The following is a 21,147-nucleotide window of genomic DNA, read 5'->3' on the forward strand; positions in this document are numbered from 1 at the left end:
TTAGTTTAAATTGAGTTAAATTAAAGATCTATTCCTTTTTGGAATAGATCTTTTACTTTTAAACAAATGACAAAAAATCTAATCTTCTATATTCTTATAATTTTCTTATTACATCAAAGCTGTACTGAGAAAGTTAAAAAAGATGAAACCTCTTCAACAATTAACAAGATTGAAGAACCCACCCTATTCACTCTTTTATCCGAACATGAAACGAAAGTAACTTTTCAAAACACCTTAAAGGAAGGGTTAAATGCCAACGTATTGGTTTACGAATACCTCTATAACGGCGGTGGTGTAGCTACAGGGGATTTTAATAACGATGGTCTTCAAGACTTATATTTCACTTCTAACATGGGTGAAAATAAATTCTATTTAAATGAAGGCAATTTCACATTTAAAGATGTTACTACAATTTCTAAAGTCGCCGGTAGACCTGGACCTTGGAAAACAGGCATAACCTCTGCAGATGTAAACGGAGATGGTAAATTAGATCTGTATCTATGTTATTCAGGGGCCTTACCAGATGCAAAGCGTAAAAACCAACTTTTCATCAATCAAGGGAATGATGCCAACAACGTACCAATTTTCAAAGAACAAGCGGAAGAATATGGTTTGGCCAGCGCTGCTTTTAGCAATCAAGGATATTTCTTTGACTATGATAAAGACGGTGATCTAGATATGCTTTTACTAAACCACAATCCAAAATCTTTACCTGTTTTAAATGAAGTAAGCACTAAACAGTTTTTAAAAAAAGATGACCCTTATCAAGGTATTAGGTTGTTTGAGCAAAAAAATGAGAAATTTTATGATATAACCCAAAAAGCAGGTATTAGTGGTTCTGCATTAACCTATGGATTAGGTATAGGTATTAGTGACATTAACAATGACGGTTGGCAAGACTTCTATGTTTCTAATGATTATACTGTACCAGATTATCTCTATATCAATAATAAAAATGGCACATTTACAGACCAACTAGGTGATCAAATGGGACATACAAGTCATTTTTCTATGGGCAATAATGTAGCCGATATCAATAATGATGGCCTGCAGGATATTTTCACTTTAGACATGTTGCCTAAAGATAATAAGCGCCAAAAATTACTTTTATCGCCAGATAATTATGAAAAATTTGATTTAAATATTAGAAGTGGATTTCATCATCAATATATGCGAAATATGCTTCAGTTGAACAATGGCGACAATTCATTTAGTGAAATAGGTCAACTAGCCGGTATCTCAAATACAGATTGGAGCTGGGCTCCACTTTTTGCTGATTTTGACAATGACGGATTTAAAGATCTATTCATTACCAACGGATATTTTAGGGATTACACCAATTTGGATTTCATCAATTACATGGACAGTTTCGTACAATCCAAAGGCAGACTACAACGGCAAGAAGTTTTAGAACTTATAAAAGAAATGCCAGCATCTAACCTGACCAATTTCTATTATACCAATAAAGATGGCGTCCACTTCAATGATCAATCTCAAGAAGCAGGTATAGCCCAACCTGCCAACAGCAATGGTGCCATATATACTGATTTAGATAATGATGGTGATCTAGACCTCGTTATTAATAACATTAACAAACCGGCATTTATTTATAGGAATGACACCCAAAAAGGCAATGGCAATTTCTTAAACATTCAGTTAAAAGGAAACCAAAAAAACACACATGGTATTGGATCAAAAATCAGTATCTACGCCAAAGGAAAAACCCAAGTACTTGAGCAAATGCCAACCAGGGGATATCTTTCGACCGTATCATCGATTTTACATTTTGGATTAGGCGACATGACTACCGTAGATTCTTTAAAAGTAACTTGGAACTCTGGAAAAACGGAGACTATTGAAGCACTTTCAGCGAATAGAACAATTGAGCTGAATGAATCTAATGCCCAAACCTTGGAATTGGCTCAAAAGAAAAGTAAAACGTTATTTTCAACTGTACGCAATTCCATTAATTTTGAGCACAAACCATCTTCTGTAAATGATTTTAAACGACAGTCGCTCTTAATAAAACAATTATCTCATAGTAGTCCTCCTATTGCTAAAGCAGATTTAAACAATGATGGGTTAGAAGATATTGTCATTGGTGGCGGCGTTGATCAACCTACCGCCATATATCTTCAAAATAACAATAAAAATTTCAATCAAAAACCAAACGCAGATTTTGACCTAGACAAGGCTCATTTTGATACTGATATTGCAGTACTTGATGTTAATAATGATGGTCATCTAGATATTTATATGGCAAGTGGCGGATATCATAACCTAACCGCTAATGACCCTCTATTACAGGACAGGCTCTATTTGGGTAATGGCAAAGGGAATTTTAAAAAGGCTCATAATTCATTACCACAAATGACCATAAGCACCGGATCGGTTTCATTTTCAGATATAAACAATGATTCGCACTTAGATATATTTATCGGTGGTTATAATGTTCCTGGTCGCTTTCCTGAAATACCAAGAAGCTATATTCTTATCAATGACGGTAAAGGAAGTTATGTAGACAAGACCAATGAAATTCAACCCAACTTACAATATCCTGGTATGGTTACCGATGCCACTTGGGCAGACATAGATGGTGACAATATAGAAGATTTAATTATAGTTGGTGAATGGATGCCCATAACTATTTTCTTGACTAAAAATGGCAAATTGATCAATGGAACAGACCAGTTTTTTGAAAGTGAATTAAATGGGTTCTGGAGCAGCGTTCTTGTTAAAGATTTAAATAAAGACGGCAAACAAGATATAATTGCCGGAAATATTGGTGCCAATACACAATTCACAATAGATAAAGACACTCCGGCTGAATTATATTATTCAGATTTTGACAATAACGGTTCTATTGATCCCATTCTAAATTTTTACATTGACGGTAATAGTTATCCATATGTTACCAGAGATGAACTGTTAGGGCAACTATCGAGTAAAAGACAGAAATTTAACAGTTATGAAAAATACGCTGATGCGCAGATAACAGACATTTTTAATGATACTGAATTGAAAAAGGCGAAAAAATTAACTGCAACACACCAAGAAACATCCTTGTTTTTAAGTTCAACAGATGAAAAGTTTACAAAAGTTCACTTGCCATTACAAACTCAATTTTCCCCGGTTTCAGAAATTATTGCGGAAGATTTTAATCAAGATGGTAATTTAGACCTGCTACTTCTTGGCAACAATGATTATTATAAGTTACGTATAGGTAAATTCGATGCCAACTATGGTACATTACTTTTAGGTGATGAAAATGCCAATTATAAGTACATTTCCCAATCTAAATCTGGTCTATCCATAAAAGGAAGTAATACCAGAGGTATAATCATTGACGATAAACTAATACTTACCAACTACGGCAAGTCAATACAAACATATCAACTAACAAAATAGCTTTATAAATAACAATGACCATTTATAATAAAAACATACTTGGCAGTACGCTCTTACTATCACTACTTTTAATGATCACAGCTTGTTCTACAGAAGAACAACCAAATATGAGTAAAAAAGATGTTGCTACGGAATGGGCCAACATGACTTTGTTCATTACCCAATATACCCCATCTAACTCCCCTACATTTGCCTCAAGAGCATTTGGTTACACCGGTTTAACCATGTATGAATCTATAGTACCAGGTTATAAAGAATACAGTACAATGAACAATCAGGTTACTGGTCTAACCATGTTACCAACAATAGATACGGACAAAGAATATAATTGGATACTATCTCTTAATGCAGGTCAGTCAGAAATATTGAAGAATATTTATATTCAAACATCAGATAAAAATATCCAAAAAATAGATTCCCTTGAACAGGTTGTTTACGATCAATTTAAAACAGGTGTTGCTCCAGAAACGGTGAAGCGCTCTATAGAATATGGTAAATCTGTTGCAAAAGTAATTTTTGAATGGAGTAAAACAGATGGAGGTCATAGAGGATACTTATACAATTTTGACAAATCTATGGTTCACCCAGACAGGCCGGGAGCATGGAAACCACCATTGTTTGCACAGTCTTTTAGCCATCATCCATTACACCCACATTGGGGCGAAAATAGAACCTTTGCTCCTATCAATAAAACAATTGAGGATCCACAAATGATACCTTATGACACACTTCCAGGGTCTGCCTACTACCAACAATTTGAAAATGTTTATCTAAAAGATTTAGAATTGACCCAATTAGAAAAGGAAGCTGCCATTTGGTGGGGAGATGACCCTGACGTTAGCTTTACACCGCCTGGTCACTCGTACTATTTTGCTACGTTGGCAGTAGATGGGCATGATCTTTCACTTATAGAAAGCACCCAAGTGTATGCCCAAGTAGGTATGGCCGTGGCAGACGCTTTTATTAATTGTTGGAAATGGAAATATCTTTTCTTTACGGAAAGACCTAACACCTTTATCCCAAAGTACATTGATGAAGAATGGGAATCTTTTTGGCCAGACCCGCCATTTCCTTCATTTCCATCTGGACATGCTATACAAGCCGCCGCTGCCGCAACTATATTAGAACATAATTTTGGCAAGGAATTCACTTTTACCGATAGGGCACACGAAGGAAGAGAACGAGATGAGTTAAAAGAAACCGATTTTGTCGTTCGTTCTTTTGACACCTTTTGGGAAGCTGCACAAGAAACTGCAGATTCTAGATTTTACGGCGGTATACATACTCAACTTGACAACGAGGTAGGGTTAGAAAAAGGAGTGGAAATCGCAAAAAATGTTTACACCCTTCAATGGAAGAATACAAATGAAAAATAACACCACTATAACGCACACATATTTTTTGGCAGTACTTTTTTTCTGCGGATGCCTAATTAACGCACAAGAAACTTTTGTTGATGTTACAGAGCATGCAGGTATTGAACACCAATACGAAGTATATGAAGGAACATTTGGTGGCGGTGTAACCGTTTTCGACTTTAATAACGATGGCTTTGAAGATCTTTATATCACTAGCGGTATACAAGCGGACAGATTATATCTAAATAAAGGAAATGGTACGTTTGAAGACGTTTTTAAAGGCTCTGGTCTAGAGGTTACCAATGAGTATGTTACCCAAGGTGTGGTCAGTTCAGACATCAATAAAGATGGGTTTAGAGATTTGTTCATTACAACAATCACAACTACAGATGGTAAAAATGTAATACCTAGGGCAAAAAATCTATTGTTTCTAAATAATGGAAATGCCACGTTTACCGACGTTACAAAAGCATATGGTTTAGAAGAATTCAACTCTTTTAGTACAGGTCCAAGTTTTGGAGACATAGATGCCGACGGATACCCAGATCTTTTTGTTGGCAATTACTTCCAAGAATTTACCGGAAAACTAGGTATTATAAAAGACGCAACTATAGTTAGTGCAAACCAAACCGCAAGAAGTTATTTACTAAAAAACAATGAAGGTAAAAGCTTTAAAAATGTGTATGATGACTATGGCTTAGGTCATAAAGGTTTTGGGTTTGGTGGTGTTTTCACCGACTTCGACAATGATCAAGACCAAGACTTATTGGTGAACCAAGATTTTGGTTACAAAGCAGTGCCCAACTTCCTGTACCAAAATGAATATCCTAATGATCGCTTTGAGGACGTAAGCCAGCAAACCAAAATGGATTTAAAGATCAACGCTATGGGAGCGGCTGTTGGTGATTATAATGGGGATGGATGGATGGACTATTATGTTACCAACATTAAATTCAATATGCTTATGGAAAACCAAGGCAATGGTAATCCGTTTGTAGATAAGGCTAAAGAATTGGGCACCTACAATTTAGCCATAAGCTGGGGCGCTAATTTTGCCGATTTTGATCATGATGAAGATTTAGACCTTTTTGTTTCCAATGGCGATTTAAACCCCAACTGCACCCCAATGGGCAATTTCTATTTTGAGAACAATGCCAATACGTATACCGAAAAGGGACGAGAACTTGCTATTAACGATTATGGTATTGGTAGAGGTTCGGTAATTTTTGATATGGACAATGATGGAGACATGGATTTACTGGTCGTTAATCAAAAACCTATTCTAAACTATCCTATTGCGTCAACCACCCGCTTATTTAGAAACGACATTGCAAGGGGAAATTGGCTAAAAATAGCTCTAAAGGGCGTACAAGCAGAAAGCAATGGTATTGGTTCTAGGGTAACGGTAATTGCGAACGGTAAAAAATTCATTAGGGAAATAGATGGCGGTGGGTCTAGTCATATTTCTCAAAACTCGGTCATTGCACATGTTGGCCTGGGTACAACCACCAAAATAGATTCCGTCATAGTAAACTGGTCTGGTGGCAACACTCAAATTATTACCAATATCAAAGCCAATCAATTATTAGAAATTGTAGAAACAGCCCAACCCAAAAAGCCCTTATTCAATTTTTGGCACTTCATTGGTGCTCTATTTTTAATAATTACAGTCCTATATCTATACCGCAACAAGAGAAGTTAAATATCTGATTATATTATCTTTACATATTTTACAAAATTAATTTTTAAAAAATTTTCCTTAAAAATGCAATAGGTTTCAAATTCTGCGTCTTTATAAGTGAAGACCAATTGAAAAAGCTCTTGGATGGCATCTGACCAAAAAGATAACAAAAACCTGAATAGTTTTTTTGAAGAAGAATATAGCTCGATCAAGCGCTACATTCAATCTAAAATTAAACAAACATCAGAAAGTGATGCCGAAGATATTATACAAGATGTTGCTTTACGTATTTTCTCTAGACCTATAGATGCCTTACCAATACATAACATTGGTGGTTATGTGTATAATGCCGTCAAAAATAAGATTACAGATATATTACGTACCAAAAGAACGCGGTTTGATGACCAAGAGCAACTAGAACAACTCTGGACAGATTTTACCTATTTGTTCTATGATCAATCTTCAAATGAATACCCTGCACTAATACAAGAAAAACTAAAGATTGCCATAGAGGAATTAAAGCCTGTTTATAGGGATATCATAGTTGCAGTTGATTTTGAAAATTACAGCTACAAAGAAATTTCAATGGAAACCGGTATACCTCAAGGCACACTAATGTCCAGAAGACATAGGGCACTTTCAATACTTCTTAAAAAAATAGAACATTAAAAAACAGCATTATGAAATCTAATTTGGAAAAAACCATGGAAAAATCAGCTCAGTATTATGTTTATAAAGCGTTCAAAATTCTCATGTATATTTTACTAGGGATCATTATAGTCTTTTTAGTAGGCTACATCGTTATGCGTTTGTGGAATTGGCTTATGCCAGATATTTTTGGATTACCTCAAATAGACTACTGGAAAGCTCTTGGCATACTACTATTATCTAAAATAATCTTTGGTTTTGGTGGTGGTGATGGTCCTAACAACAAAAAAAAGAAAAAGGATAAACACAAGAGATTTTCAAAATTTGATCCATGCAAACCTATGAGAACAGATTTTTCCAAGTGGAAACACTATGATGAATTCTGGAAGAATGAAGGCGAACAAGCTTATAAAGAATACGTGGCACGTAATGAATCTATAAACAACGGATGAAGTTTCTAAACGACATTAACAAATTGTAAAACTTTGGAAACTTTTACAGTTTCTAAAGTTTCCTGATGTATATTTGCATTCGTTATGAAAGAAAAAATACGGAATACGGCATCACAGCTATTCTTGGAACGCGGTTTTAAAAGTATAACAATGGACGATATTGCCAATGAAATAGGCATGTCCAAAAAAACGATCTACAGCGAATATGAAAATAAGACTTCGCTTGTTGAAGATTGCGTTATGGCTAAGTTTTGTGTTTTAAGTGAGGGTATAGATCTAATAATAGCTATGGAAAAGAATGCTATTGAAGAATTATACGAGATCAAAAGATTTGTAATGTCCCATTTGAACAACGAAAAAAGCTCTCCTCAATACCAATTAATGAAATACTACCCTAAAATCCATAAATCGCTAAAACTTATGCAATTTGAAAAAATGCATAAGTGTGTGCTTTTAAATGTAGAAAGAGGGTTAGCTCAAGGGCTTTTTAGAGATAATGTAAATCCTGAATTTGTAGCCCGAATATATTTTAGCGGAATGAATACCATTAAAGATCAGAACATTTTTCCTTTAGACCTTTTTCCTATATCTGAACTTATGGATTCATTTTTGGAATATCATATACGAGGTATAGTTACTCCTAAAGGGAAAACCATATTAAATAACATCATCAATTCAAATCAAGAATAAATGCGAAATCAATTAGTAATCTTAATCACTGTTCTAAGTCTAAACTTAGGTCTATCACAAGAACAGACGTATTCTTTTACCTTAGATGAGGCAATTCAATTTGCTTTAGAAAACAACTACGCCGCTATAAACGCCAATAGGGACATCATAGATGCCCAAAAGCAAAAATGGGAAACTATTGCGGGTGGCTTACCTCAAATAAACGGATCAGTTGGGTATCAAAACCAGTTAAAACAACCCGTTACCCTTTTGCCAGCAGAGCTTGTTGGGGGTGCGGCAGGTGAGTTTATTCCGGTAGTATTTTCCCAACCCCAATCTTTGACTGCTACGGCAACCTTAACCCAACAAATTTTTGATGGGTCATACATTGTTGGTGTTCAGGCAACAAAAGCCTTTTTGAGCTATAGTGCCAATAATAAAGAAAAAACAGAGCTAGATGTTAGAAAACAAGTAGTTGAAGCCTACGGCAACGTTTTATTGGCAGAAGAATCGGTAAAGATTTTAGAAAAGAATAAGGCGAACCTTGAAAAAAACCTTTATGAAACAACCAAATTGTACGAAAACGGGTTAGGAGATGAGGAAAGTGTTGATCAATTGCAGATTACGTTATCTTCTATTGAAAATCGATTACAGAATGCACTTAGACTAAAAGAGATTACCTTACAAATGCTCAATGTTAGTTTAGGTTTAGACTTAAATGCACCAACGCAACTACAAGAAAAACTAGAAGACCTTACCGTTTCTAAAATGGATCTTGGCATACTAAGTACAGCTTTTAATATCAGCGACAATGTAGATTATAAACTTGCCGAAAACTTAAACGAGCAACGTTATTACGAATGGAAATTATCTAGAAGTAGAGCCCTACCCACTTTAAACGCTTTTGTAAACTACGGTAGTTCTTCCTATTCAGAAAGTTTTGATTTCTTTAGTGGAGACCCAGAATGGTTTGATTCTTCCATATTGGGCTTTGATCTAAACATACCAATATTCAGTTCTTTAAAGCGTAGTGCCAGTACACAACGTGCAAAAATTGCGTTAGAAAAGGCAAAAACACAATTAACGGAAGCAGAACAACAAATTAGATTACAGTTAGAGAACGCCAAGAACGACTATACGTTGGCCATTAACAATTATGAAACGGCAAAACAAAACCTTTTACTTTCTGAGCGTATAGAAAACAAAAATCAAATTAAATACAAAGAAGGATTGGCTACCAGTTTTGAGTTGCGCCAAGCACAAACCCAACTATATACCACTCAACAAGAGTTTTTACAGTCAATGGTTGAGGTTATCAATAAAAAAACGGATCTAGAAATTATACTAAATACAAAATCCTAAATAATCAATCATAAAAAAAACGATCATGAAGAAATTACCTATTTTATTAATAGCCGTCATAAGCCTTTACTCATGTGGTGGTGAAGATCAATCGGTAGCTGAAATTATTTCGGGACAAAACCTTGAGGCCATAAGAGCCAAAAAAAATGAAATAACTACCCAGCAAAAACTGATAGATGCCCAGCTAAAATCTTTGGACTCTGCAATTGCCATTTTGGGCAATGAAGAGAAGTTACCTTTAGTAAATACATTAACAGCCAAAAAGGAAATATTTAATCACTATCTGGAATTGCAAGGAGATGTAAGTACCAAACAGAATGTACTGATCTACCCAGAAATGGCAGGTACCTTACAAAGGGTATACGTTAAAGAAGGGGACCGTGTAAGCAAGGGACAAGTTCTTGCAACCATAGATGATGGCGGAATGTCAAGTCAATTAAACCAATTAAAGACACAGGCATCTTTAGCCAAAACTACTTTTGAACGTCAAGAACGTCTTTGGAATCAGAATATTGGATCGGAAATTCAGTACCTACAGGCAAAAACGAATTATGAAGCGGCCGAAAACATGGTATTACAAGCGCAAAGCCAGTTAGGCAAGTCTACGATCAGAGCTCCATTTTCAGGAATCATAGACAATGTAATTAAAGACCAAGGTACTGTGGTTGCACCAGGACAGGGATCTGAGGTATTTCGCATAGTTAACTTGTCTGATATGTATATTGAAGTAGAAGTGCCAGAAGCCTATTTAGGCAATGTTACAAAAGGAAAGGAAGCTTTGGTCTATTTTCCTATACTAGGTGATAGCGTTGTTACTAAGATCAGGGAAACGGGTAATTTCATCAATCCGTCTAACCGTTCTTTTGAAGCTGAAATACCGGTACCGAACAAAGAAGGTAAAATTAAACCTAATCTTTCGGCAAAAGTGAACATTAATGATTACACCAGCGAAGATGCAATTTTGATACCAACAAGTATAATCTCTGAAAATGCCGATGGAGAACAGTATGTATTTGTTGCAGATGAACCAAATGCAGATGGAGAATCGGTCGTAAAAAGAACCATAATCACCACAGGTAAAACCCAAGGTGCAGCTATAGAGGTCTTAACAGGATTGAACGACGGAGACCATATTATCAAAGAAGGCGCAAGAAGCGTCAAGGATGGTCAAAAAGTTAAAATTAAAAAATAAAGATCGATGAGTAAAGTAAAAAAGAACGCCGATAAGGAATTCGGTCTTTCATCATGGTCCATAGATAACCCCTCGGTTATTTATGTCATGATCGCCATTTTTCTTTGGTTAGGTTTCAGTGCTTATATGGCTATGCCCAGAGAAGACTTTCCTGAAATCATAGAAACCAAAATTTATATTAGTACACCCTACCCTGGCAACACTGCCGAGGATATTGAAAAACTGATTACAGACCCTTTAGAAGATAGATTAAAGAACGTAAGTAATGTAGTAGAGATCACATCAACCTCTCAAGAAGATTACGCAATTTTAACCGTAGAATTCGATGAGGATATAACCGTAGAACAAGCCAAACAAAAGGTTAAGGACGAAGTTGATAGTGAAAAGGCTAGTGAAGACTGGCCAACATTCAACGGAGCTAAGGTAGAACCAAATGTTTTCGATTTAAATTTCTCTGAAGAAGTTCCCATCATGAACATCAATTTTACGGGAGATTATCCTGTAGAAAAACTGAAGGAATTTGCAGAATACCTGCAAGATGAAGTTGAAGACCTTCCAGAAATTAAACAGGCCGATATACGTGGTGCCCAAGATCTAGAAGTAGAAATTGGCGTGGACATATATAAGATGATGGCCGCTAAAATTAGTTTTCAAGATGTTATCAATGCCATTAGCAATGGTAATATGACAATGTCGGCTGGTAACCTGAAAACAGTTGGTCAAAGACGTACCATTCGTATTTTAGGTGAAGTAGAAGATCCAAAAGAATTAAACAATTTTGTGGTCAAGTCTGAGAATGGCGCCGTGTACCTTAAGGATATTGCATCCGTTAATTTTCATGCTAAGGATAAAACCACCTACGCCCGTGAGTTTGGCAAGAATGTAGTCATGCTCGATGTAAAGAAGAGAGCTGGTAGAAATGCGATATCTGCCGCAGACAAAATCAAAGAATTGGTCAAGAAGGAAGAAGCTGATTATTTTCCGCCAGATCTTAATATTTCTATTGCCAATGATTCTTCTACTAGAACTTTGAACCAGGTAGACGATTTAGTGAACAACATCATATTCGGGATCATTTTAGTTGTAACCGTTTTAATGTTCTTCTTAGGATTTAGAAATGCCCTATTCGTTGGTTTTGCCATACCTATGTCAATGTTCATGTCTTTCGTAATATTGTCATGGCTTGGTTATACGCTAAATACCATGATCTTATTTGGTATGATCATGGGGCTTGGTATGCTGGTAGATAACGGTATTGTAGTGGTAGAAAACGTTTACCGATTAATGGACGAAGGTCTTTCTAGAACCGAAGCTGCTAAAAAGGGTATTGGTGAAATAGCCTACCCTATTATCATTTCTACCGCAACAACAGTAGCGGCATTTGTACCGTTAGGATTATGGCCAGGTATTTTTGGGCAGTTTATGATCTATTTCCCTATCACACTTTCTGTTGTATTGGGATCCTCATTGTTCGTTGCCATTTTCATGAACTCTATGTTGGTTTCTAAATTTATGAGTACCGATGAAAAAGAACTGACCCTAAAGCAGCTTATTCGTATGAGTATTATTTTGGGGGTATTGGGAGCTTTGATCTTAATATTTGGTGGTGCTATGAGAGGCTTAGGATCTGTATTGATCTTAACCGGTATCATGTTCTGGGTATATAAATATGTAATTAAAGGTGCGGCCATACAATTTCAGCGTAAAACTATGGTTCGTTTTGAAAATTGGTATGAAAAACGCCTAAAGCACGCCCTTAGAGGTAGTAATGTTTACTGGTATTTTGGTATTACCTTTTTTATGTTGATCGGTGTATTTATGTTATTTGGCATGTCGGTTGGTAGTGGACGTACTAAAATTGAGTTTTTTCCGGACAACAAACCGAATGAAATCTATGTGTATGTAGAGTATCCTGAAGGAACTTCTATTGAAAAAACCAATGAAATCACCAAAGAGGTAGAAGATCAAGTATACGCCATAATGGATGACCCTAAGTACAAAAAGAATGGGGAAAACTTTATGATGGCCTCAGCGGTATCGGTAGTTGGTGAAGGTGCCGGTAACCCATTAACAGATGGTGGTTCTTCGGCAGAAATGCCACATAAGGGTAAAGTAACCGTAAACTTTAGTGAGTATAAATATAGGGAAGGTCTGAACACAGAAGACATCAGGGCTCGTGTACAAGCTGCATTACAAGGAATTTACCCTGGTGTTGCTATTTCCGTAGAAAAAGATGCCAATGGTCCGCCAGCTGGTTTCCCTATTAACATTGAGCTTGAGGGTAGTGATTATGATGAGCTCATTAATACTGCCGAAGACATTAAAAACTTCATCAACACCAAAAATATTGCAGGTATAGAGGAGTTAAAAATTGATGTGAACAAGGGCAAACCTGCCATGCAAGTAATAGTTGATCGTGAAAAAGCCGGTGAACTTGGTGTAGCCGTTGGTCAGGTAGGTAATCAATTAAGACGTTCCATTTTTGGTGAAAAAGCAGGCGTATATAAAGAAGATGGCGAAGATTATGACATCAACGTTAGATTCAACGAAGATCTTAGATATAATAAAAGTGCCTTATTCAATCAGAATATTATTTTTAGGGACCCATCTAACGGTCAAATCAAAGAAATACCAATTTCTGCCGTAGCCAAAGAGAAAAATACCTCGGGCTTTAGCGCCATTAAACATCGTGATGGTAAACGAGTAGTAACCATTTACTCCGGATTAAAACCTGGCTTTACAGATGCTGGTGCTATTGTAGCGGAAATACAAAGAGAAATGGAAAGTTTTGATGGTACTCCGTCAACCGTTAAAATAGATTACACCGGTCAACTGGAAGAACAAGCAAAACAACAAGCCTTCTTAGTAGGTGCCTTTTTCTCTGGATTAGGATTGATCATGCTTATTTTAATATTCCAGTTTGGTGGTATTTCCAAGCCATTGATCATTATGATTGCCATTTTCTTGAGTTTTATTGGTGTATTTGGAGGGTTAATGATCACCGGATGGTCTTTTGTTATTATGATGACCATGATGGGTATTATTTCGCTGGCAGGTATTGTTGTGAACAATGGAGTGGTACTCCTAGATTACACACAGATACTGATAGACCGTAAAAAGATTAGATTAGATATGGACGACAGCGACCTATTGACTATTGAAGATGCTACAGATTCTATGATCGTTGGTGGTAAGGCAAGATTAAGACCTGTAATTCTTACGGCAATTACAACAGTGCTTGGTCTAATCCCTTTGGCAATAGGACTAAATATAGATTTCTTTTCACTGTTCTCAGAATTTAACCCTAAGATCTATATGGGTGGAGACAACGTAATATTCTGGGGGCCATTAGCGTGGACGGTTATCTTTGGTTTATTAGTTGCCACTTTCTTAACCTTAATTATAGTACCGGTATTATTCAATATTGTATACCGTATAAAAATAAAATTTAGAAACTGGGGAAGTAACAGTGCAGATAACAATAAGCAATTGGAAAGTGCTGCTTAAGCATCTCTAAAAATTGATATAAAAAAAGCCCGTATTTAAATGAATACGGGCTTTTATATTTGAATTAGTTGATTTACTTGTTGCTTACAACAGGATCTTTTTTGCTTGCTTTAGAAACACTTGCAATTCTATTGTTGTCAAAATTAACTTCACTTCTTACATCACCTTCCCAAAACAACCACTTACCGGTTCTAACACCGCTATCATAGTTACCCATGGCTATCTTCTCTCCCTTTTCATTGAACATTTTCCATTGCCCATCTAGCTTTTCATTTACAAAATAACCTTCTTGGGATTTCTCTCCATTAGCATGAAAGTATGTTGCTTTCACTTTATCTCCTTCTTTTTCAAAAACTGGATCAATTTGAGCGTATGCTCCAAACGACAATGCCATTACGGCAATAATTAGTATCTTTTTCATAATTATATATTTTTTTTGATTACTGATTTCTTGTATGATAACGGTATAAAGATACAATTATTTTGCAATTAATCAATGTTTAGGTAACTTTTACATAACATTAAATTAACATTGAAGCAGTAAAATACTATTTATCAGTATATTAACCTTGTTTACAAAGGTTGTTTCGTAAAACCGGTCATCGAGTAAAACCTGCATTTAATATAGACCTACTATGAAATAGACTTCTTAAATTTGCCCTTTCATTAAAGCAAGTATTATGTATAGAAGCCATTCCTGCGGGGAATTAAGAGAATCACATATTGGTACCACAGTTACCCTTTCTGGGTGGGTTTCCAAAACAAGAGATAAAGGTTTTGTTGTTTGGGTAGATATTCGTGATCGCTATGGTATAACACAATTAGTGCTTGATGAAGATCGTACTTCAAAAGAATTATTGGAGCAAGCAAGAAACTTAGGTAGAGAGTTTGTTATTCAAATAAAAGGTGAGGTTATTGAAAGAGCATCAAAAAATGCAAACATTCCAACAGGGAATATAGAAGTTTTAGTTTCTGAATTGACCATTTTAAACGAATCTAAGACCCCACCATTCACCATTGAGAACGAAACTGATGGTGGCGAAGACCTGCGAATGAAGTACAGGTATTTGGACATCCGTAGAAAACCGGTACAAAACAACCTTATTTTTAGAAGTAAGGTAACTATGGAAGTCCGTAAGTTTTTATCTGGCGAAGGCTTTATAGAAGTGGAAACTCCGTATTTAATAAAATCCACTCCAGAAGGAGCAAGAGATTTCGTAGTACCTAGCCGTATGAATGAAGGGCAGTTCTATGCATTACCACAATCGCCACAAACCTTTAAACAATTATTGATGGTTGGTGGTTTAGATAAATACTTTCAAATTGTAAAGTGTTTTAGAGATGAAGATTTACGTGCAGACAGGCAACCGGAGTTTACACAGATAGATTGCGAAATGGCTTTTGTAGAGCAAGAAGATATTCTTAATGTATTTGAGAACTTAACCAAATACCTTTTAAAAGAAGTTAATGGTGTAGAAATAGACTCTTTCCCAAGAATGACCTATGATGAAGCCATGTCTAAATATGGGAACGACAAGCCAGATATTCGTTTTGGAATGGAGTTCGGGGAATTAAATGCTGTAGCACAACATAAAGAATTTGGTGTATTCAATTCCGCTGAATTGGTTGTGGGTATTGCGGTACCTGGTGCAGCATCTTACACTAGAAAAGAATTAGATGCCTTGGTAAATTGGGTAAAGCGCCCACAAGTTGGTGCTAATGGAATGGTGTACGTAAAATGTAATGAAGACGGAAGCTTTAAATCTACCGTAGATAAATTTTATGACCAAGACGATTTGGCAAAATGGGCAGAGGTAACCGGTGCTAAACCAGGCGACCTTATTTGTGTACTTTCTGGCGACGCCAATAAAACAAGAACACAGTTAAGTGCGCTACGTATGGAAATGGCCACCAGATTAGGGTTGAGAAAGCCGAATGAGTTTGCTCCATTATGGGTAGTTGATTTCCCATTATTGGAACTTGATGAAGAAACGGGTCACTACCACGCCATGCACCACCCATTTACATCGCCAAAACCAGGTCAATTAGAATTATTGGATACCGATCCAGGTGCTGTTCGCGCCAATGCTTATGATTTAGTATTGAATGGTAATGAAATAGGCGGTGGTTCTATTCGTATTCATGATAAAGAAACACAGGCAACCATGTTCAAGCACTTAGGTTTTACTCCCGAGGAGGCAAAAGCACAATTTGGATTCTTGATGGATGCCTTTCAGTACGGAGCACCACCTCATGGCGGATTGGCATTTGGTTTAGATAGACTCGTTGCTATTTTAGGCGGACAGGAGACCATACGTGATTTCATTGCATTCCCTAAGAACAATAGTGGTAGAGATGTCATGATTGATGCCCCTGCAGCAATTGACGACGAACAATTAAAAGAATTGAACTTAAAGTTAGATATACAAGAATAACCGTACTTGATTTCCCTACATAATTAAAAATCCTGCCCAAGTGCAGGATTTTTTGTTCTTCACTGGCTTCAATTTTTACAATAAAAGAAGTAATATCCATGTAAGGTATTTTTTGTTAAATTCACTTTGTGAAAAAATGGATAAAAATTTTATTGTTTAGTTTATTGGGCATTCTGCTCATATTAAGTGTTTTTGCTGGGTATTTTTACTACAAGTTCGAAAAAGCTTATGATACCACCGACAAACCTTATAAAAACTATATAGGGTATATTGATCAGGAGAAAGCATTACTAAATGATGTCTATTCTTTATGTGATGATGGCAATATTTATCATACGTATAGTGGAGCGGGTTTAAATGCTTACGCAAATACCAAAAGTCAGTTCAGAAAAAACTTGGCAAAATATTACCTAGGAGATACTTTTGATGATTCAGGGTATTTAAATTTTCGTTTTTTAGTGAATTGCGAAGGAAATCCAGGTTGGTTTGAAATCATTCAAATGAATTTAGATTTAGAGGAAGAAGAATTAAATACAAAAATGGTAGATTCTCTTTTAAATTTTACTGCAATGCCCCAAAACTGGAATGCTCTTGAATTTCAAGAAGATTCTAGTAATTATTACATGTACGTTTCATACCGAATAGAAAATGGAAAAGTGGTCGAAATTATTCCTTAGTAGTTTTACGTTCTTGTTATTTATTTCCTGTGGAAAGAGTGACAACGCAAAAGAACCAAGAACCCTAGCCGAAGAAAGGTTTAAAGATGCTACTTTCTATATGCAAGGCTCAGTTGCTTTTCAAAATGGTATTGCTGAAGCTGTTTCAATAGACCCAACCTTTGAACCTGGGGTTTATGAACTTTCTATAGCCGATTTAAAACGAGGTCTACCCAATGAATGGCTTCCACAATATAACAAAGCGGTAGTATTAAATCCTGAACAACGAATTCCATGGCGAGGTTACCTCTACCTATCGTTCTACCGAGATTATGAAAAAGCCATTGCAGATTTCAACGCATCAGATTCTTTAACCTCATATTTAGATTATCCACAAGGGCATAGTGTAGATTATTGGCGTGGCATTGCATATTTAGGCGCAAAAGACTATGATAACTCTGTTGCTTATTGGGATAAACATATTACCAAAGAAACTGAAGATTCTGGTGAAGATTGGGTAGAATTAGAAGCGTTTCTTTATAGAGGTATAGCCTATTACGAATCTGATAACAAAGAAAAAGCAAATGAGAATTTTGACAAAGTCATACAATACTTCACCAACTCTGCAGATGCCAAGTATTATAAAGCAAAACTATTATTAAATGAAGGTCATAAAAAGGCAGCTCTAAACATGATCGAAGATGCCATTGTAGATTTTAACAACGGCTATTATAACAATAGAGCATATGTTGAAACACTTCGTCAAATTTACTTATTAGATTTAGAAGAACTTAAATCAAAAATCATAGCAAGTAATTAAATACCTTTGATAGCTACTAACGATATGGTTATACAATGCCCATACAAACGAACAATTTCTTAAGGCGTATTTATAAGTGGAGATATAAGAACATCTCACAAAAGACCTTTATTTACATTTTAAGTGTTGTTGTTGGCTTATTGGCCGGTTTAGCATCGGTAACACTTAAGAATATTACTTATTTTATTGAGGCATCCTTAGAGAAAGGAATTATTTTCTCTAGCAATCAATTATATTTCATTTTACCAATCGTAGGTTTAACCTTGGTGTTTCTCTACGTAAAATATGTCCACAAAGAGAAGTTGAAACATGCGGTTTCTTCCATTCTTTTCTCCTTATCAAAAAACAAAGGTCATATAGATGTTAAACAAGTATACACTCAATTGATCATTGCTCCCTTAACCGTTGGTTTTGGTGGTTCGGTGGGGTTATTAGGTCCTGCAGTGGCAACCGGCGCTGCAATAAGTTCTAACCTTGGCCGATTGTTTCATATCAACTCTAAGACAAGGTCCTTACTAATTGCCTGTGCATCGGCCGGTGCAATATCATCTATTTTTCAATCGCCCATTGCGGCTATTATTTTTGCGGTAGAAGTATTTAGCCTAGATCTTACGATGATATCAATGTTACCATTATTACTGGCATCCATAAGTGGCGTACTTACCTCCTACTTCTTTATGGGCAATGAAGTATTGTTCAATTTCTCGATCAATGAACCGTTCCAAGTAAAAGACACCCTATTCTACATCGTTTTAGGCGTTGGTACCGCCATTGCATCGATCTATTTTACTAAAATGTATTTTGGCATTATCAACTTGTTTAAACCATTAAAGAGTCCAAAGTACAGACTTTTAGTAGGCGGTTTGGCTATTGGAATTATGCTTTATTTTATACCTCCGTTATACGGTGAAGGTTTTTCCTTTATAAACGACTTGCTAAAAGGAGACCATATTAATGCCTTGGGAAAAACCCCTTTTGACGCTTACATTGATAATATTTGGATCGTTATTGCATTACTGTTCGGTATCACCATTTTTAAAGCTGTAGCAATGACCACTACGTTAGCGGCCGGTGGGGCCGGTGGAATTTTCATTCCCACCATGGTCATGGGTAGCGCTTTAGGAAATGTAGTAGCTAAACTGATCAACAATTCAGGCTTGGGCTTTTCGGTATCAGAAAGTAATTTCACCTTAATAGGCATGGCAGGCTTAATTGCCGGTGTACAACATGCACCCTTAACGGCTATTTTCCTTATTGCAGAAATAACTGGTGGTTATGCCTTGTTTGTTCCGTTAATGATTACTGCATCAATCTCATACATTATTACAAAAAACACGGTAGATTATACCATTTACACCAGAGAGCTGGCAGAAAGTGGTGAACTATTGACCCATAACAAAGATCAAGCCGTACTTACCCTTATGGATCTAGACACCGTGATAGAGACCAATTTTAAAACGGTACATCCAGAAATGACATTGGGAGAAATGTTACATGATTCCGTTGCAAAATCTACCCGAAATATATTCCCCGTGGTAGATGCCCATCAAAAATTTTTAGGTATTATCCTATTGGACGATATTAGGGAGTTCATGTTCGATACTAAACTGTACAACACTACAAAAGTAGAAACCTTTACGCATAAAGCACCGGACCATATTTATTACGGCATTGATACCATGCAGATCGTAATGCAAAAATTTCAGGATAGTGGGGCGTGGAATTTACCCGTTGTAAAGAATGGAAAATACATGGGCTTTGTATCCAAATCTAAACTATTGACCGCCTACAGAAGAGAATTAATAAGATTTACCAAATAAAGAATAGCAGTCGCTCAAGATAAAAGTAATAAAATGAAATACCTTATTTCCCTTATAGTTGTAATCTCCTTTGGATTGATTATTTACGGATTCACCTTAGATAACGGTCAAGAAGCTTTATCCCATAAATATATAGGCTCAGGTACCTTAGGATTGTTTTTGTTGGCAATGCCCCTCTTCTTAATCAAAGAGAGCAAAGGGAAAAAATTCAAAGATTATATGCTCACAGATGAAAATGTAAGAAAAATGCAAGGAAAAGAGCCTAGAAACACTGATAATCAAGACTCTCCAAAAAATTAATAGGGCAATTCGCTACCAATCAACGCAAAATTATATTAAATTAGAATCATAATATTAAAATTTCAATACAATGATTGGTACCGTCAAATTTTACAACGAATCTAAAGGTTATGGGTTTATAACCAATGAAGAAACTGGAAAAGATATTTTTGTTCATGCCACCGCATTACATGGCACTGAAATTAGAGAAGGTGATAGAGTGAGCTATGAAGAAGAAGAAGGAAGAAAAGGTACGGTTGCCGGACAAGTTCAGGTACTATAATTTATTTTCTTTTTTATCAAAAACATCAATGAACCACGCTTTTGCGTGGTTTTTCAATTTGCACTTAAGTTTTACTTTCTCTTTTTAGCAAAGAACTCTTGCAACAAACTAGCCGACTCCACCTCTAAAATACCACCTATGATCTTGGTTTTGGGGTGTAAGGTGGTACCCATTGCACCACAACCACGTTCTATATCTTTAGCCCCATAAACTATTCTACCTATCTGGCTCCAATATAGGGCTCCTGCACACATTTGGCATGGCTCTAAGGTTACATATAAAGTACAATCTTTCAAGTATTTTCCCCCAAGAAAATTAGCGGCAGATGTTATTGCCTGCATTTCCGCATGTGCAGTAACATCGTTTAATTTTTCAGTGAGATTATGTGCTCTGGCAATAATTCTATCTTGCACCACAATTACAGCACCTACGGGCACTTCACCAGCTTCAAGAGCATATTCGGCCTCTTGAAGGGCTCTTTTCATAAAATAAGTATCATCGTAAGGTAAAACCATAAGGTCAAAAATACGATAGTTTCATTTTTAAAAAAGTATTTTTGTCCCATTATACCCACAGT

General features: G+C 36.1%; 17 protein-coding genes. 15 read left to right on the forward strand and 2 right to left on the reverse strand.

The genetic code is table 11. The features are described from left to right. Positions 1–66: 66 nt before the first annotated feature. The 9 genes from VBZ51_RS04650 (at position 67) to VBZ51_RS04690 (ending at position 14,277) form a co-directional block, all read left to right on the forward strand. Positions 67–3,408: a VCBS repeat-containing protein gene (locus tag VBZ51_RS04650; RefSeq protein ID WP_416576211.1), complete on the forward strand. Its 3,342-nt coding sequence runs from the start codon at positions 67–69 to the stop codon at positions 3,406–3,408. A 14-nt stretch (positions 3,409–3,422) separates the two neighbouring features. Continuing rightward, positions 3,423–4,784, forward strand: a complete 1,362-nt coding sequence (locus VBZ51_RS04655) for a phosphatase PAP2 family protein (protein WP_416576212.1) — start codon at positions 3,423–3,425, stop codon at positions 4,782–4,784. Next, positions 4,744–6,468: a CRTAC1 family protein gene (locus VBZ51_RS04660; RefSeq protein ID WP_416576213.1), complete on the forward strand. Its 1,725-nt coding sequence runs from the start codon at positions 4,744–4,746 to the stop codon at positions 6,466–6,468. The genes VBZ51_RS04655 and VBZ51_RS04660 overlap by 41 nt, the downstream gene beginning before the upstream one ends. A 123-nt stretch (positions 6,469–6,591) precedes the next feature. Continuing rightward, entirely contained in the window at positions 6,592–7,116 is a 525-nt protein-coding gene (locus VBZ51_RS04665; protein ID WP_348099882.1) for an RNA polymerase sigma factor, read from the forward strand. A gap of 11 nt (positions 7,117–7,127) precedes the next feature. Then, positions 7,128–7,547: a hypothetical protein gene (locus VBZ51_RS04670; protein ID WP_074671217.1), complete on the forward strand. Its 420-nt coding sequence runs from the start codon at positions 7,128–7,130 to the stop codon at positions 7,545–7,547. An 84-nt stretch (positions 7,548–7,631) separates the two neighbouring features. Beyond that, entirely contained in the window at positions 7,632–8,237 is a 606-nt protein-coding gene (locus VBZ51_RS04675) for a TetR/AcrR family transcriptional regulator (RefSeq protein WP_058104372.1), read from the forward strand. Further along, the gene (locus VBZ51_RS04680; protein ID WP_416576214.1) at positions 8,238–9,578 is read left to right on the forward strand and encodes a TolC family protein; all 1,341 of its coding nucleotides are present in this window, start codon (positions 8,238–8,240) and stop codon (positions 9,576–9,578) included. Positions 9,579–9,603: 25 nt separating this feature from the next. Then, positions 9,604–10,770 (forward strand): efflux RND transporter periplasmic adaptor subunit, encoded by a 1,167-nt coding sequence (locus tag VBZ51_RS04685; protein WP_416576215.1) that lies wholly within the window; start codon positions 9,604–9,606, stop codon positions 10,768–10,770. 6 nt (positions 10,771–10,776) lie between these two features. Then, the gene (locus VBZ51_RS04690) at positions 10,777–14,277 is read left to right on the forward strand and encodes an efflux RND transporter permease subunit (protein WP_348099884.1); all 3,501 of its coding nucleotides are present in this window, start codon (positions 10,777–10,779) and stop codon (positions 14,275–14,277) included. Between the two features lie 73 nt (positions 14,278–14,350). On the opposite strand, the gene VBZ51_RS04695 is transcribed toward VBZ51_RS04690, so the two are convergent. Beyond that, positions 14,351–14,698: a toxin-antitoxin system YwqK family antitoxin gene (locus tag VBZ51_RS04695; RefSeq protein WP_058105101.1), complete on the reverse strand. Its 348-nt coding sequence runs from the start codon at positions 14,696–14,698 to the stop codon at positions 14,351–14,353. Positions 14,699–14,957: 259 nt separating this feature from the next. Between VBZ51_RS04695 and aspS the strand changes: the two genes are divergently transcribed. From aspS to VBZ51_RS04725, 6 genes are all read left to right on the forward strand, one after another. After that, positions 14,958–16,712 carry an aspartate--tRNA ligase gene (aspS, locus tag VBZ51_RS04700; protein ID WP_416576216.1) on the forward strand — a complete coding sequence of 585 codons (1,755 nt, stop codon included), beginning with the start codon at positions 14,958–14,960 and terminating at the stop codon, positions 16,710–16,712. 128 nt (positions 16,713–16,840) lie between these two features. Next, positions 16,841–17,389 carry a hypothetical protein gene (locus tag VBZ51_RS04705; RefSeq protein ID WP_099190303.1) on the forward strand — a complete coding sequence of 183 codons (549 nt, stop codon included), beginning with the start codon at positions 16,841–16,843 and terminating at the stop codon, positions 17,387–17,389. After that, on the forward strand, positions 17,361–18,188 hold the full coding sequence (locus tag VBZ51_RS04710) for a tetratricopeptide repeat protein (protein ID WP_416576217.1): 828 nt from the start codon (positions 17,361–17,363) through the stop codon (positions 18,186–18,188). The genes VBZ51_RS04705 and VBZ51_RS04710 overlap by 29 nt, the downstream gene beginning before the upstream one ends. Positions 18,189–18,223: 35 nt before the next feature. Continuing rightward, complete coding sequence (locus VBZ51_RS04715; protein WP_058104379.1) at positions 18,224–20,008, forward strand: chloride channel protein; 1,785 nt, start codon at positions 18,224–18,226, stop codon at positions 20,006–20,008. Positions 20,009–20,041: 33 nt separating this feature from the next. Further along, positions 20,042–20,308 (forward strand): hypothetical protein, encoded by a 267-nt coding sequence (locus VBZ51_RS04720; protein ID WP_058104380.1) that lies wholly within the window; start codon positions 20,042–20,044, stop codon positions 20,306–20,308. Positions 20,309–20,378: 70 nt separating this feature from the next. Continuing rightward, entirely contained in the window at positions 20,379–20,570 is a 192-nt protein-coding gene (locus tag VBZ51_RS04725; protein ID WP_058104381.1) for a cold-shock protein, read from the forward strand. 71 nt (positions 20,571–20,641) lie between these two features. Here the strand turns inward: VBZ51_RS04725 and VBZ51_RS04730 are convergent, their stop codons facing one another. Beyond that, entirely contained in the window at positions 20,642–21,085 is a 444-nt protein-coding gene (locus tag VBZ51_RS04730) for a nucleoside deaminase (RefSeq protein WP_058104382.1), read from the reverse strand. Between the last annotated feature and the right edge of the window lie 62 nt (positions 21,086–21,147).

This window comes from Maribacter sp. HS (genome assembly GCF_048059195.1).
GTDB classification, from domain to species: domain Bacteria; phylum Bacteroidota; class Bacteroidia; order Flavobacteriales; family Flavobacteriaceae; genus Maribacter; species Maribacter dokdonensis.